This window comes from Caballeronia sp. LP006 (assembly GCF_031450995.1).
GTDB lineage: Bacteria > Pseudomonadota > Gammaproteobacteria > Burkholderiales > Burkholderiaceae > Caballeronia.
In genome coordinates this window covers 1,167,347-1,181,978 of record NZ_JARTVW010000004.1, presented here as the reverse complement: position 1 = coordinate 1,181,978, position 14,632 = coordinate 1,167,347, and the positions used below count along the sequence as shown (strand labels likewise).

Here is a 14,632-nt window from a genome sequence, read left to right as displayed (position 1 = left end):
ATTGGACAGGTTCGGTATTTCGAACCGATTTCCAGTATATCGAACACTCTAAGGGAATGCAGCGTTCATGACAAGTTCTGTCACAAGCGGCAAGGCTGGTGATTCCTCAGGCAGCGGAACTGCGCCACCACGCGTTGGCGAGCAGATTCAGCGTCTACGCAATGAAAGGAAATTGACACTCGATGACTTATCCCGCGCCGCTGGCGTTTCGAAATCGATGCTATCGGAGATCGAGCGGGACAAGGCCAATCCAACTATTGCCGTGGCGTGGCGGCTAACGAACGCACTGGGTATCAGCCTCGATCAGCTATTTGCGCAGCAGAAGGCCGGTGACGTCATACGCGTTGCGGGTCCGCATGAGATTCCGACATTGAATGGTGATAACGGCGGCTATCAGCTTCGCGTGTGGGGACCGATTGAGCTGGCTGGGAAATTCGAATGGTACGAGCTCACGTTGCATGCGGGCGCGGCGCTTATCTCCGACGCGCATGAGCCAGGCACGCGGGAGCATTTGACGGTGCTAAATGGCGCGATCGAAATTGAAGCGTCGGGTGCTGCGAAGCGACTTAAGGCAGGGGAAACCGCACGTTACGCTGCCGACGACGGTCATGTCATCAGGAATGTCGGGCGAGGCGAAGCAAAGGCTTTGCTCGTGGTTATACATGGGTAATGGCCCGACTCGCAAGTCTGCGGTTTTCCGCGAGCAGATGCTCCGCCTCTTCCTTCCGCTCACAGCAACGGTGGCATGGCACTTCTTTATGCGCATAAATTTCTGGCGCGTCCTGCGAAGACGTAGCATCCGTCTGCGTCGCGCGGCCGCCTTACGTGACTCGCCGCGCACTCCCACGCAGGACTGAACCGCCCATAAGCGAAACCGCACATACACGCAAGGCGACTGGCGAGACCCTACTTTCATGGCGGCAAGTACTGTATATTTATACAGTACAAAGACCAGTCGGAAGGGGCGAATCATGGAGTCGAACGGCGAGCATCTCAGCAGGAAGCAGTTTGCACGTGCGGTACAAGATCTGGAACGCATTACGCGGCAGATTGCGGGCCGATACATCGATCTGGGCGTCCCGTTGACCTGGCGTTTGCTGCACGCCATCGAAGCGGAAGCCGTGGCGGACCTGGGCTTCGCTGGCCGGCACGAGGCTGCGTTGCGCGAACTTTTTGCCCGCCCCGACGACTTCCATTTCCCCGAAACCGACGACGTGGTCGATGTCGCCTCTTCCGACGCTTTGCCGGCAGTATTCGCATTCGCCGTCGACGCCTACGAATGCGCTGCACGACAAGGCCGACCGCAACTGGCCATCGCCGCACACTGACATGCGAGCGATGCACGCCGCACATCGCTAGTCATCAGGCGGCAAAGTCCGCCGCCATGTCCGCATCCGTGCGCGCCATAAGTCTGCCGCTGCGGCAGGCCAAGCGGAACGCGTCGTAATCTTTTTCGACTTGATCCGCATAGGAGCTCGCGTATCGGACGAGCACTTCCGCCATGCGATCACCAGAACCCAGATAGCCGGAAATCTCAAGCGCGCAGCCGCTTGCCTTGGCATGCGCGCGCGCGAGCGCCCAGCCGCATAGCGACGCGTATCCGCGAAAGGCCTCGCCGCTGAATGTTTCGAGGTCGGCGGATATTTTCATGTCGCGCAGTTGGCGAACATAAAGCGGGCGTCCAACCGGGCCCGACGCCCAGCCTAGAAAAGGATCGCTCGCCGCCTGCATCAGGCGTTGCCCGTGAACGATGCGATGCCCGTCGTGCGTATGTTTCGTCGCGCCGACGTAGCGCGCCACCACGGACGTCGATGCCTCTTTCAACTGCAGGAAGAGCGCCTTACCAAGATGATCGGTAAGCAACAACACGAAGCATCGCGTTCCGACACTTCCCACTCCAACCACTTTGAAAGCGATGTCCTGAAGCGCGAATTGCGACAAAAGCGCGGCGCGCTCGGTTGTCAGCGTCGAAACGTAATCGCGTATGAGCGGAGTCAGGATCGTGTGCGAATCGCCTTCGAGTTTCATCCACTCGTCGTCCTCGTCGACGAGCGTGCTTGCGCCGCGAATATGAAAGATCGCGGGCGGCGCGTCGCGAATTCGCCAGGCATCGCCCGATCGATCGGCGAGCTTCGGCAGCAGCTTTTCATGCGTGCGCCGGCTCGCGCGTTCGCTACCGCGCTTGATCCGACGTTTCACGTCTTCGTTTTGCACATCGTCGTACATCCTGTCGAACGTAATTCGTTCGTACCAAAGATCCAGCACGCCCATCTCGGCATACTCGTGCATGTGCTGCTGATAGCTCTGGGCCGCTTCGAAGCAGAGTGCTTCAGAGCCCGCACGCCCGTGGCCCAGATGCCTGCCCGCGACCGCCACGCTCGCGACGAGTCGCTTGACGTCCCATTCCCATGGACCTTGTGCGGTTTCGTCGAAATCGTTCAGATCGAATACGAGCGCACGCTCGGGAGTCGCGAACCCGCCGAAGTTTGACAGGTGGCAGTCACCGCAGATTTGAACGGTCAATCCACTCGAAGGTGTACTAGCCAGATCGTGCGCCTGAACAATCGCGCTGCCACGAAAAAAAGCAAATGGCGATGCCAACATGCGGCCGTATCGCAGCGGAATCAGCGCAGGGACGCGACCCATGCTGCTTATTCGCAGCAACTCGATGGGATCGCGATCGATGTCGCCGACAGCCTCTTGCGTGCCTCGTGGTGTTCGCTGACGCGCGGCACGTCCGCTAGCCCGGCGTTCCTGCCACGTCAACGTCGATTGCCCCGAATGTGAAGCTAAGCCTTCGCCCATGGATCACCTCTCGTTATTATTCGAAGTACGTCACATCGAAAACAGTAGTCGACGATTGCAAACACCGCTACAAGACACTTCACCACACTTATCCTGAAGAGTGCCCTTGACGGAATCAGTCCGAAGTCCGACGCTGTTCGCAACGCAACATGACGCTTAGAAGCGCACTTTGAACACCATGCCGAACACTACCGATCTCTTCGACCAACAGCGCGCCGACTGGCAAGCGGACCCGCATGCTGCTTTCGATGCGTGGCTCGCGCAACAGCAGTTCCGGGCATCGTCGGCTGATGTCTATCGGGCGCAATGGGGCAACTTTCTTGAATGGCTCGCGGCCAGGCGCACAACGCTTCATACGGTGCAGCGACCGGTCATCGAGCAGTTCGTCTCTCAACTCGAGATTCGGCGGCCACAGCGCATGCGCTATCTACGCTTGATCGAACGCGTGCTGGATCACGTGCGCGAGATCGAATCGGCGTCGACGAATCCGGCTCGATTCATCGCGCAGGACGGCGAGGCGGCGTGGCGCAAGGCACGCGACAACGAGCCGACCGGCTTTCTCACGCATGACGAACGCGGCTTGCTGATCGCGCGACTCGATGCGCCGCTTGGCGCTTTGTCGAGTGTGCAGCGGTGGCGCGAGCTTCGCGATCGAGCGCTCGTCGCGGTGTTTCTAGGCGCAGGGGTGAAGACCGGTGAGGCGGCGCAACTCACTATCGATTGCTATGCGCGCGGCGCGCCGTATGTCACCGTCGACGCCTCGAATCCCATGCTGATTCGGCAGGCCCGGCTCGCGCCTTTTGCCGTCGATGTGCTGGATCGGTGGATCGACGAACGAAAGGTCGCCGGACTCTCGGGCGCGCTGCTCTTCCCGGCCGCGCCCGCCGGTCGGCCGATGCACAAAGCGACCATGCTGCGCGCCATCGATGCGGTGGTCGCAGCGGCGGGAATCGCCGAATCACGCGCCGCGCGCGCGAGCCCGCAAACGCTGCGCAATACCTATGCGGCCGAACTTTTCGAGAACGGCACGGACCCTGAACGCGTTGGACAATGGCTCGGATTCCAGCAGATGATCTCGGTTCATCGCCTGCATCGGGCGTGGCAGGACTGGATGGGTGAGCAAATACGGGAGCGCGATATGGCCGAGGCTTGCGGGCAAGAGGGGATGGAAGATCGGTTAATCGATCCCGAAAACTCTCACCTTTGACCTTCGATACCCGCGTGCGGGCTAATCAGCCTTCAATCGCGGGGCTTCGATGAAACCTTTGATTGCGGCCAGCTTCGACGCGGCTGCGCCCGAAGTGCGCTCGCAATTCGGACACGAGAGTTCGAACTCGTCTTCGTGACGCTGCAATTCCGGCTCGCCGATTTCGCAGGCCGGGCACGCGGTGGGGGTCACGAAATACGCATCGACCTGGGTGCCGAGCGCCGCCAACTCTTCGGGGTTCAGTCGGCGGTCCTGGGCCATCGACGCCAGCAGTTTGCCAATCTCGGCACTCATGCCCGCTCTGACGCGATGCGCGTCTCGTTCGCGAACCAGAGCATCGATCTCGTCCGACTGCGTGCGGACCTGCGATTCCAGCCGATCCGCGCGGCCCCTCGCGGCGCTAAGTTGTTGAATGAATTCGAATTCTTTCTGACCTGCTTCTCGCGTGCCGGCCTGATACGTCGCCGCCATGCCGCGTAACGCATCCAGTTCGACGAGCATGGGCTTGACCCGGCGCTCCGCTTCCTTGACTGCATCCTTGATCTGCTGCGCGTAGTGCTCGCTATTTCGACGCGATTCGTCCTGAAGCGCATCGATGCGTTCGCGCAGCCGCGCGCCATGCGCTTGCTCTTGCGAAAGACGATCGGAAAGGGACCCGTTTTCCTTTTCCAATCGCGCGATGACTTCACGCAGGCCTGTCTGCGCATCGATCTGCTGCTCACGGGCCACTCTCAAGTCGGCTTCAAGATTTGCGATTTGCGCCATCGCCGTGTCGAGATGCGCTTTTGCTTGCTGATGCGCTAGCTCGATCGCTTCCCTCCGGATTTCGGCCTCGCGCGCTTGCATTTGAGCCGCGCTGACAGTGGCATCGACTTGCTTGCGCTCGGCATCCAGCTTCAAGCGGGCTTCTTCTTGCGCATGTACGAATAGTTCCGTGAGCAGCTCGCCAGCGCGCTCCTGTAAGGCTGCAGGCAGCCCGCCGGCATCGATTCGTACGCGCATCGACGAGCGCACGGTGGACCAGAACGCTTCAATGTCTTTGGGAATGTCGCCAGCGCTACCCGTCTGCGTGAACTCTCGGACCGTCGTAACTGACGGACGAACGCCAAGATCGAAAAACAGGCGCTTACACGCGTGCATGGACAAGTCCTGCCTGCGTGCGCCTGACGCCCTCATCTGTTCAATTTCTTCGCGCAAGGACTCGCGAGTCGCCATTTTCATATCAATTTCCAGCGCATTTGTATCGAACGGTACGTTTTACGTTTTGAGCGTTATACGGCAGCAGATCCACTCGAGTCAAGAGTTGTCGATGTGCGGTGGCACCGACTGAGTACTGCAAATCTTAGTGCTTAGAACATCAGAGCGTGAAACATCCTTAGCTTTTCCATCTATCATGTTGATATTCTTGAATAATTTCTACTGCGACTGGCTTTTGCGAGGTTTCACGTCGTACAGAGCCGGGACGGATCGTTTTGTTTAGAGCCAGATGCTCGCGGGGCTCGTTTGAGAGTAATAAAAGTAAACACCTTTGAAACCTTGTTAACCCTGTTAACGCCTTGGCAAAGCCTTACTGCATAAGGCTTTCCAGGCCGTCGGGTGAGATGTTTCAGGATAGAAGGTGAAGCTATTCGGGACACTCTGGTGATGTCCTTCAGGGCCGTACGTGAGGACTCGCGGGAGGCTTGGTGAGCGGATTCAGGGAGCCCGTTTTTGATGTAGGTGAGATTTTCCGGGGGCTTAGTGCCTCAGATCTCCCGCCATGGTTGGATTGTGGTCGAAATCCTCGATCAACCGAGGTGAGGCTTATCGGGATTGGCCGATTTGTGTCCGTCACCGGATAAAACGGGTCGATTTTACCGATAGGTGAGGTATTTCAGGCGCCAAAGTGTTCGTGCGGTGAGACTTTGCAGGACCAACAGCCATAAAACGAGCGAAATCGGACCCCGAAGCCTTGGAGGTGAGGTTTTACGGGGAGAGGTGAGGCCAGAGAGACCGCCACGTTTTGTGCAATGCTTCCCTTGAAGCGGGCCAAAATAGGAGAGGTGAGCTTTTACGGGGGCCTACTCGTGGCAAATCTAGCCTCATTCCCGCATTGGCTTGCTCGACGGAAAACACTTCCTTTGTCCTACTCCGAAATAGCGTGACATCGCTGAACTCGGTTGAAACACCTCATCTTCAGAATACCTTTTTTAAACAATGAGTTAGCACAAGCGCATGGGTTATGCCGGCGTTAGGGTGAGAGTATTCGGGACCTCGTCGCGATAAGGCAGCGCTCAAGGAATATCTTCTAGGGTGAGAATATTCAGGATCGGGCATTCGTCACGTAAGCCTTTCCAGCCGTCTTCGGAGCCTTATAGGGCGAGTCTTCAGCAGACGTAGACAGCGAAGGTGAGCTTTCTCAGGAGCTTCAAGTGAGCCTTTGCAGGACCCAAACGGGTCTCGAATTTTCCTTCAAGGTGAGCCCTTTCGGGATGCCAACACGCATGAACCAAGACGGCGTCTGGAGACGGCTTTGCTCAGGTCTGTCCTCTATTCCGCTTAAGGTGAGGTATTACAGGAGCGTTTTGAAGTTCGTCGACTTAAGGAGATCCACATATGCCCTTTTTCTGTTGCTTTTGGCGACGATCGTCATCCCAAATGAACGCGTCGTGCGTGTGCGACACGCCATTTTTGGGGAAATTTTTTTTCGGTGAGATTTTTCGGGACCTGTGCCGCGATGCCGTGATGCCCCCTGGCGCTCGCCGCTCCCGTTTACCCGCGTGGCTTCTAGGGATGGCGCCTGACGCTCAAAGGTGAGTGGTGAGAGTTTACGGGGCCGCACCGCAGTGAGCTTCTGTTCGTTCTCGCACTTCACCCCAAACGGTGAAGGCCACCCTGTAGACGTTGATCACCGCACTCGGTATGCTGCTGGCAATCCCGATACTGTCCGACGCATGGCAACCAAACGCGCAAAGAAAACCGATGTTGTCAGCCCGAGCTCGGCTGAGTTGCGCAAGGCGGTCGAAGCCATCGCGATTCAACCGAAGAGCGGCAAGATCACGCTGCTTACTCGCAAGCTCTTCAACGTTCTGCTCGCCGTGGCGCAGCAGGCGGACGAATCTGGCGACACCTACCGCGCGTTGCTGTCCGACATTGTCGCGAATTCCGCATTCGATTCAAACGATACAGCGCTGGTCAAGGAGCATCTGCGTCGCATGGTGTCGGTGCAGGTCGAGTGGAGCACGGGCACGTCGAGCCAGAAGCCCGGCCGCAAGTGGGGCATCTCGACGCTCATCGCCGACGCGGAAATTCTCGAGGACCCGACGACGCGCCGCGTATGGGTCGAATTTTCCTTCGCTCCAAAAATCAAAAAGAAGCTGCTCGATCCGGTGCAGTATGCGCGTCTGAGCCTGCAGTTCCAAAGCCAGTTGCGCAGCAGCGCGGGTCTTGCGCTTTATGAAATATGCGTGCGTTATCTGACCAACCCCAGCCATCTGACGATGCGCGAAACGTGGGAGTGGTGGCGGCCGATTCTATCCGGCACGCCAGATACCGAGGCTGGAGACGAGGCCAAGCGAGAGTACAAGTATTTCAAGCGCGACTATCTTCGTCCCGCAATCGCGGAAGTCAACGCCGTCACTAACATTTTCGTTGAACTGGTGGAACATCGAGAGGGTCGGCGCGTCGCCGAGATTCAGTTCCGCGTCACGGAGCGCAAGCAGCCGATGCTGGCGCTCGACGAACATCCGAACGTCTTCGACAGCACGCTGGTCGACAGGATGGTAAAGATCGGCATTCCGTTGAAAGAGGCGCAGACGCTGTACGCCGACAGCGAGGAAAATCGCATTCGGGCGGCGTTGCAGATGACCGAGCAACGGTTGCGCAGCACGACGCTTCCGCCTATCAGAAGCGCGGCAGCGCTGTTCAAGGACGCGCTCAAGAAGGGCTACGCGCCGCCGCTCGAAGCGCTACCGCCGGCAACGGCCAACGGCGCGCCGCGGTCGACAGCGGGATCGGCATCCGGCGCCGATGATCTCAAGGCACGCCTGCTTGGCGAGTTTTCGGCATATAGAAGGAAGGAAGCGCGTGCGCTCTACGACGAGCAAGGTGAGCGGGAACGGGAGCTGGCGCGGCAAAGTTTTGAAGACGACGTGTTGCCGGAACTCGGCACGCATATGCGCGACGATTGGCGTAAGCGCGGCCTCGATTCGAAGCTGGCGGAAACGTCATTTTTCGACTGGCTGGCTAGGAAGACGTGGGGCGAGCCGACCGATGGGGATTTGCTCGCCTTCACACTTAGCCAGACACGCGCTAACTGAACGCGTCTGGCGGAGGGCGGACGCTGTTATTTCTTCTCTTCGTTGAACTGAAGCATGGTTTCGATCTGACGCAGCAGTTCATCTCGTCGATCCCGTGACAAGCCGCGCAACCGCAACTCAAGGCGATCCTCGCCATATGACTTGAGATCGCCGACCGCGACGCCGTCCAGTTTAATCTCCATTCGTTGGGCATAGCGTTGACGGCCGGGCGGCTTGGGCACTTCTTGTCCGCTTGCGCGTCCCTTCACGATATCCGCGACTTGTCGCGTGCTTAGATCATCCGACGTGATCTTGTTGATGAGGCGCAGCGTGGCATCGCTGCCACGCGCCGAGTGGTAGCGGGTGATTTGATAGGCCATGTTCGACCCGAATCGATCAGGCCGAGCGACCATTTCCTGCATGACGTTTTCAGGAAGCTTCGCAACCGATAGCGCGACTGCGATAGTAGATTCGTCTAGCCCAAGATGGTCGGCCAATTCTCGTTGGCTCTGGAAATGTTGCTCGTCCAGAAAGCGTCGCCAGACGACGGCATTATCGAAGACAGTTTGCGAATCCCGCTGAACGTTTAGATCGTAGCCAAGCTTGTAGCTTTGAATTCCAATAGGCAGATCGACGACGATCGCTTTGACGGTTTCCTTGTTGGCTTCCTTGAGCGCACGGACGCGACGGCCACCGTCGCTTACAAAGAAGGTTCCAGCGTTATCGTAGTCAGGAATGACGTGGATGGCCTGCTGCTGTCCCTGCCTTGCAAGGTTGACGGCTAGTTCGGCGATCGATGCCTTGAGGTAGAAATGGCGCGGATTAAACGGGCTCGCTTTGATCGCCTTTAGCGGCAACTCGATGACCTGCCCAGCCGTGTAGCGGTTCGCCCGTCGCCACGCGCGAAACTGCTCGGATTCGGTGCTGACCTCTGCGTCGGCGTGCTCGTCGGATACGAAAGTGCTTGCGCGTCCATTCGCGGCCTGTCCGACGCTTTGTATATCGACGATTCCATCGATGGCGTTCAGGCGATCTAGAGCGGTTCGCTTCTCGCTGCTTGTCGTATCGGGGCGGGCCTTGAAGCCTTTTGCCAGTTGGGACGGTTTCATTCAGGGTCCTTTATGCGCATAAAGTCAGGAGAGCATGCCGAGGATTTCATCGGCGCACGCGCGAATCTCGGCAGCAGCGAGGCGCGAGCCGCGGTCGGACATTTGCAAAACGGTTTGTCCTAGCGCCATGGCCTGCTTGTAGCACTCTCGGGTTGGGATCTGCGTTTTTAGTAGCGGAAAGCCCAGTTCTTCAAGAGCGACCTTCAGCTCGCGCGTGAGCATCCGCTTCTCTTCCGTCTTGTTCAGCAGAAACACCGCGCGCAGATCTTCGTTCATCACCTGCGCTTGCTGAACCAGTTTGACGAGGCCGACGCTCGACCAATAATCGGCTGGCGATGATGAAGTCGGAATCACTGCCACGCTCGCGGCTAGCAGAACGACGCCTGACACCTTCTCTGTAATTGACGGCGGGCAATCCACCACGATGATGTCGTAGTCATTCACGAACTTCCTGATTTCACGATGGATTTGTCCGCCCGCTTCCGAAAGATTCACGACAGGAAAGGGGATGCCGCTCGCTTCGTCTGACGCAGCGCTCGACCAGTGGATTAACGTGTTTTGACCGTCTGCATCGACGACGAGCACGCGCTTCTTCTTTTCGTGAAAAGCTGCGCCCAGGTGCATTGCAATCGTGCTCTTGCCAACGCCGCCCTTCTGCTGCGTGATCGCTATGATTTCCGCCGCCACTTTAATGCTCCAGTTTTTGCAGGCGGTTGAATTTTACATTGAGGTTTAGTAATTTCAACTTTAATTCGACATTAAATGTGTCGTTAGCCATTTGGCATAGGGGTGAGCTTTAGTTGATATTGTGAAAGCGCGGACGTGGGCCTGATGGATGCAGTTTTAAATCAAACATCATGCTCGACAGCAAGAAGCTAAGACGCGAGACCAATATCTCCCCGTCACGGCTTTAGGCGTCTTGGAAATCGTTAAGCGGTGCCGCGCGGCCGGACCAGCTTTATGCGCATAAAGTCACGGCAGCCCCGAAGCCCCGAAGCCCCGAAGCCCCGAAGCCCCGAAGCCCCGAAGCCCCGAAGCCCCGAAGCCCCGAAGCCCGAAGCCCGAAGCCCGAAGCCCGAAGCCCGAAGCCCGAAGCCCGAAGCCCGAAGCCCGAAGCCCGAAGCCCGAAGCCCGAAGCCCGAAGCCCGAGCCCGAAGCCCGAAGCCCGAAGCCCGAAGCCCGAAGCCCGAAGCCCACAGCCCACAGCCCACAGCCCACAGCCCACAGCCCACAGCCCACAGCCCACAGCCCACAGCCCACAGCCCGAAGCCCACAGCCCGAAGCCCACAGCCCGAAGCGCACAGCCCGCAACGACACCGCACCCCCCACCCCCAAAATCGCCTATCCTAACCCTGCCTCAACCGCCATTCGCCGACCGAGTCCGGAGCTCCGTAATGACCGTTCGCAACCTGGACATCTTGTTCGCGCCGAAGTCAATTGCAGTGATCGGCGCATCGACGCGGCCGGGCAGCATCGGCGAAATGGTATGGGTCCGCGCCAACAGCGCTGGATTCAGAGGCCCGATCTGGCCAGTAAATCCAAAGTACCGAACCATAGGCGAACAGCCGAGCTTCGCCGACATAGCTCACCTCCCTGAAGCGCCGAGCGTTGCGGTGCTATGCACGCCCCCTAAAACTTGGCCTCAACTAGTTGAACAACTCGGAGACTGTGGGACCAAAGCTGTCGTCGTTATTGGAGAGGCAGCGAGACACCCCGCGAGAGCCGAATTCATCTCCAATGCAGAGTCCCACGAATGGACTGCCCGTACCCTTGCCGCCGCGCGTCCCTTCCTGCTGCGCGTGGTAGGACCGGCAAGTCTCGGCGTAGTGTCTCCCGCCGTCGGCGCATGCCTCGGGGCGCCAGCGTGCAGTGTCAAATCGGGCGGCGTCGCTTGGGTATCAGGCTCGAACGCGCTAACCAATGGCGTGCTCGGCTGGGCCCGCGCGCGGGGCCTCGGCTTCTCACGCATCGTCGCGTTGGGCGACGAAGCTGACGTCGATTCCGGCGATATCCTCGACTTCCTCGCCACCGACGCATCGACCAAAGCGATTCTTCTTGCAATCGAAACCGTCCGCGCCGCACGCAAATTTATCTCCGCCGCGCGCGCCGCCGCGAGGAATAAGCCGGTACTCGTTCTACGAACCGGACACGACGACCCATTCGATCGCCTATACGGTGCAGCCTTCCGCCGTGCCGGACTTGTACGCGTGGATTCGCTCGACGATCTGCTCGACGAAATCGAAACCCTGGGCGTAGGAAGCGTCGCAGCCGGCGACGTGGCAACCGTCATCACCAGCGATCGCGGCGTCGCCACTTTGGCAAGAGATGCGTTCAGCAAGGCCGGCGATGATCTGGCGCAATGGCCACTCGCCGCACGCGACGCCGTCTCGCTCGCGTTACCCCGAGCCGAATCCGGTAATCCCCTTTTGCTCGGCGACGATGCGTCGCCCGCCGATTTCGGCATCGCGGTGGAAACGCTGGCTCCGCATCGCGACACCGGCACCATCTTCGTCGTACACGCGCCGACGCATAGCGCGCCCGTCGCGGACGTCGCTCGCACATTGATCGCCGCGCGCCGCCATGCTCATCGCGGATTGCTCGCGTGTTTCTTCGGTTGCGTGGATGCCGCCACCCGCGACGCACTCCACGCAAATGGCATCCCGGTTCACACCACCCCGCAGCGTCTCGCGCGTGGCTTTGCACGCCTCGTCGATTTTCGTCAGGGACGCGAATTGTTGATGCAAACACCCGACGGACTTCCAACGGAAATTCCAGAAGAAATCGATATCGCGCAAAACGAAATTCGAATCGCATTGGAAAACGGCATTGCGGAATTGAATGGTGAACGTGCGGCGCGCATCCTCGCCCGCTTCGGCATCACGGTGAAGCCGGGACCGCCCGATTCCTTTTCCGCCGATGCAGTCGAGATACAGACGCGCCTGCTCAACCATCGCGTCTTTGGACCGGTGTTCGAATTCAAGGCCGAAGGCGCGCTCGGACTTGCCGATGCGCTTCATGAATTTGCGCTGCCTCCGCTCAACCCTGTCCTTGCGCGCGATCTCGTCATGCGATCGCCGCGCTCGCGCGAGTTGCCCACCGACATGCTGTTGAACGCGCTGACCGCGCTGTCGCAAATGGTTTGTTATATAGAGGAGATCGTCGCACTGCGGCTGACGTTGCGTGTCACGCGCGATTCGGTTGCGGTGCACGAGCCGCAATTGACCTTAGGCGCGCATCGCAAGCAGCTAGCGATCGTGCCGTATCCGCGATGCATGGATGAGACGCTCGACTGGCGCGGTATGCGTATCACCGTGCGGCCCATTCGTCCCGAGGATGAAAATGCGCATCGCGCGTTCGTATCGGCGAACACGGCCGAAGATTTGCGCTTGCGATTTTTCGGCGCCGTGCGCAATTTCGATCATTCGCAACTCGCGCGGATGACCCAAATCGACTACGACCGCGAAATGGCGTTGATCGTGACACGGAGCATTGCGGAGGGCGCCACGGAAACGCTGGGCGTCGCACGCGCCATTTCCGATCCGGACAACGAGACTGCGGAGTTTGCCGTCGCCGCGCGCTCGGACATGAAAGGGAAGGGCTTGGGCTCGCTGCTGCTCACGCGAATCATCGACTATGCGCGAGAGCGTGGAACACGCTGGCTGGTGGGCGAGGCTTTGCGCGAGAACACGGGGATGATCGCGCTCGCGCGCAAAGCCGGTTTCGAATTGATCAGAACCGAAGATCCGAGCGTCGTTGGTTTTCGGATGCGACTCGGTGAAAAACCGACCTAGCCGGCCGTTCGCGATTAGCCGGCCAGTCGCCCGGACGCCTCGTCGATCTGCGCTCTCGTTATCGCCAACTCTTCGAGCAAAGCATCGGGATACGAACTTCCCGTTTCCTTTTCGAGTCTCGCGATCGTCAGCGCCGAGCGCGCCGAGTCTTTCGGCGTCGCGATGAACGACTTCACGGAATGTCCCGCCGAGAATGCTTCGAAGAGCGGTACACGAATCTCTTCCGGCAGCGCACGCGAAGTCCATTGATAAGGCTTGCCGTTATGCGTCAGTTGCGGCGGCAGTGTGCGTTCCTTCTTCGCGGCCGGAATAAGGCCGAAATTGCGCGCCGCTTCCGCGATCTGCTCGGCGGAAAAAAGCTCGTCCGGCGTGATGTCGAACTGCGCGATATGCGCTTCGAGCGCTTGCATTGCAGCGGCGCGATCGTCGCGCTTCTTCTGTGCGCGCGCGACGATATCGCGCAATTCGTCGGCCTCGTCAGGCGTGATCGTAAAGCTCGCCTGTTTCTGTTGAAGTTCGGAAAAACGCTGGAATTCTGAATCGGAAAGGAGTTTTGCCATGAACCGTGAAGATAGAGCGCGGCGTGGGCGTGAACCGGCTGCCGCTTTTTAGGAGGGCCGCCATTCTAACGCGTGTATCAGCCGTGATTTAGTCTCGCGTCATCGAAAGCTCGCTCGCGGCGCCTCGCAAAAGCGCCGTCACTTCTTCGATGGAAGGTGCGACGTATTCGTCGATACGCCGCATGAAAGGGCAGGTCAGCGCCGCGATGGCTTGGCCCGACGGCCCGAGCAACGGAAAAGTCACATCTGTCACGCCGAAGGTCTGCTGGCTGTCCTTTTGTGAATAGCCGAGCTCGCCGATCTTTTCGTAGTCGGCATCGAGCACCGCGCGATCGAGCGCCAGTTCGCCTTTCACCTTTGTATGTTCCGCCAGCATGTGCTCGCGCTGCTCCTCGGTTTGAAACGCGAGCACCACGCGACCGGAGCCGGTGTCGATAAGTCCGACGCGTGACCCCAGCCGGACCGAAATCCCCCACGTGCCGGGACCGTCCACTTGCGCGATCACCAGCAGGTTGCCGCGATCGTAGACGACCAGGTGAATTGACTGCTCGGCGGTATCGGCGAAACGTTGCATCACGGGCAGAGCCTCGGCAATCAGCCGGTTCATCGGCGGATGCCGGTGCGCAAGCGCGTACAACTTCAGGCTCAGCGAATAACGGTCGCCCTCGGGCGAGCGCACGACGTATTGTCGCGCGACCAGCCGTTCCAGCATCCGATACATCTCGCTTGCATTGCGCCCGAGCATCTTCGTGATCTCGGCGCGCGTCAGTCCCGATTTCTGTTCCGAGAGTAGTTCGAGAATGTCCAGTCCCTTGTCGAGCGCGGGCGCGCGATAGCGATCCGCGTCGCCATCGGTGTCGGTTACTTCAACGTCCATGTTGGG

At 59.2% G+C, this 14,632-nt stretch carries 10 protein-coding genes and 2 pseudogenes; 5 read left to right on the top strand and 7 right to left on the bottom strand.

Features of this window, described 5'->3' with window-relative positions; translation table 11 throughout:
• The first annotated feature begins 67 nt into the window (after window positions 1–67).
• Together P9250_RS15425 and P9250_RS15420 are read left to right on the top strand one after the other, a co-directional pair.
• Entirely contained in the window at window positions 68–670 is a 603-nt protein-coding gene (locus P9250_RS15425; protein ID WP_250526478.1) for a helix-turn-helix domain-containing protein, read from the top strand.
• Between the two features lie 301 nt (window positions 671–971).
• Window positions 972–1,328 carry a DUF2471 family protein gene (locus P9250_RS15420; protein WP_250526479.1) on the top strand — a complete coding sequence of 119 codons (357 nt, stop codon included), beginning with the start codon at window positions 972–974 and terminating at the stop codon, window positions 1,326–1,328.
• Window positions 1,329–1,362: 34 nt separating this feature from the next.
• On the opposite strand, the gene P9250_RS15415 is transcribed toward P9250_RS15420, so the two are convergent.
• Complete coding sequence (locus P9250_RS15415) at window positions 1,363–2,805, bottom strand: DUF2252 domain-containing protein (RefSeq protein ID WP_310393872.1); 1,443 nt, start codon at window positions 2,803–2,805, stop codon at window positions 1,363–1,365.
• Window positions 2,806–2,983: 178 nt separating this feature from the next.
• On the opposite strand from P9250_RS15415, the gene P9250_RS15410 reads away from it, so the two are divergent.
• Window positions 2,984–4,012 carry a tyrosine-type recombinase/integrase gene (locus tag P9250_RS15410; RefSeq protein ID WP_310393870.1) on the top strand — a complete coding sequence of 343 codons (1,029 nt, stop codon included), beginning with the start codon at window positions 2,984–2,986 and terminating at the stop codon, window positions 4,010–4,012.
• Between the two features lie 21 nt (window positions 4,013–4,033).
• Here P9250_RS15410 and P9250_RS15405 read toward each other — a convergent pair whose 3' ends face one another.
• On the bottom strand, window positions 4,034–5,233 hold the full coding sequence (locus P9250_RS15405; protein ID WP_310393868.1) for a DNA-binding protein: 1,200 nt from the start codon (window positions 5,231–5,233) through the stop codon (window positions 4,034–4,036).
• Between the two features lie 1,712 nt (window positions 5,234–6,945).
• On the opposite strand from P9250_RS15405, the gene P9250_RS15400 reads away from it, so the two are divergent.
• On the top strand, window positions 6,946–8,310 hold the full coding sequence (locus P9250_RS15400; RefSeq protein WP_244828994.1) for a replication initiation protein: 1,365 nt from the start codon (window positions 6,946–6,948) through the stop codon (window positions 8,308–8,310).
• 26 nt (window positions 8,311–8,336) lie between these two features.
• Here P9250_RS15400 and P9250_RS15395 read toward each other — a convergent pair.
• The 3 genes and pseudogenes from P9250_RS15395 to parA all read right to left on the bottom strand — a co-directional run.
• A pseudogene (locus tag P9250_RS15395) lies at window positions 8,337–9,209 on the bottom strand (ParB/RepB/Spo0J family partition protein); the annotation flags it as partial.
• 83 nt (window positions 9,210–9,292) lie between these two features.
• Window positions 9,293–9,398: pseudogene (locus tag P9250_RS32635) on the bottom strand (chromosome partitioning protein ParB); the annotation flags it as partial.
• Window positions 9,399–9,422: 24 nt separating this feature from the next.
• Window positions 9,423–10,085, bottom strand: a complete 663-nt coding sequence (parA, locus tag P9250_RS15390; RefSeq protein ID WP_250466370.1) for a ParA family partition ATPase — start codon at window positions 10,083–10,085, stop codon at window positions 9,423–9,425.
• Between the two features lie 707 nt (window positions 10,086–10,792).
• Between parA and P9250_RS15385 the strand changes: the two genes are divergently transcribed.
• Window positions 10,793–13,189 carry a GNAT family N-acetyltransferase gene (locus P9250_RS15385; RefSeq protein WP_310393863.1) on the top strand — a complete coding sequence of 799 codons (2,397 nt, stop codon included), beginning with the start codon at window positions 10,793–10,795 and terminating at the stop codon, window positions 13,187–13,189.
• A gap of 14 nt (window positions 13,190–13,203) precedes the next feature.
• On the opposite strand, the gene P9250_RS15380 is transcribed toward P9250_RS15385, so the two are convergent.
• Window positions 13,204–13,749 (bottom strand): hypothetical protein, encoded by a 546-nt coding sequence (locus tag P9250_RS15380; RefSeq protein WP_250466373.1) that lies wholly within the window; start codon window positions 13,747–13,749, stop codon window positions 13,204–13,206.
• An 88-nt stretch (window positions 13,750–13,837) separates the two neighbouring features.
• Entirely contained in the window at window positions 13,838–14,626 is a 789-nt protein-coding gene (locus P9250_RS15375) for an IclR family transcriptional regulator (RefSeq protein WP_310393861.1), read from the bottom strand.
• Window positions 14,627–14,632 lie beyond the last annotated feature (6 nt).

Bases quoted from the DNA above. Each gene is read 5' to 3' on its own strand.
- P9250_RS15385 (WP_310393863.1), top strand. From the start codon at position 10,793: ATGACCGTTCGCAACCTGGACATCTTGTTCGCGCCGAAGTCAATTGCA.
- P9250_RS15415 (WP_310393872.1), bottom strand. From the start codon at position 2,805: ATGGGCGAAGGCTTAGCTTCACATTCGGGGCAATCGACGTTGACGTGG.
- P9250_RS15420 (WP_250526479.1), top strand. From the start codon at position 972: ATGGAGTCGAACGGCGAGCATCTCAGCAGGAAGCAGTTTGCACGTGCG.
- P9250_RS15410 (WP_310393870.1), top strand. From the start codon at position 2,984: ATGCCGAACACTACCGATCTCTTCGACCAACAGCGCGCCGACTGGCAA.
- P9250_RS15425 (WP_250526478.1), top strand. From the start codon at position 68: ATGACAAGTTCTGTCACAAGCGGCAAGGCTGGTGATTCCTCAGGCAGC.
- P9250_RS15405 (WP_310393868.1), bottom strand. From the start codon at position 5,233: ATGAAAATGGCGACTCGCGAGTCCTTGCGCGAAGAAATTGAACAGATG.
- P9250_RS15400 (WP_244828994.1), top strand. From the start codon at position 6,946: ATGGCAACCAAACGCGCAAAGAAAACCGATGTTGTCAGCCCGAGCTCG.
- P9250_RS15380 (WP_250466373.1), bottom strand. From the start codon at position 13,749: ATGGCAAAACTCCTTTCCGATTCAGAATTCCAGCGTTTTTCCGAACTT.
- P9250_RS15375 (WP_310393861.1), bottom strand. From the start codon at position 14,626: ATGGACGTTGAAGTAACCGACACCGATGGCGACGCGGATCGCTATCGC.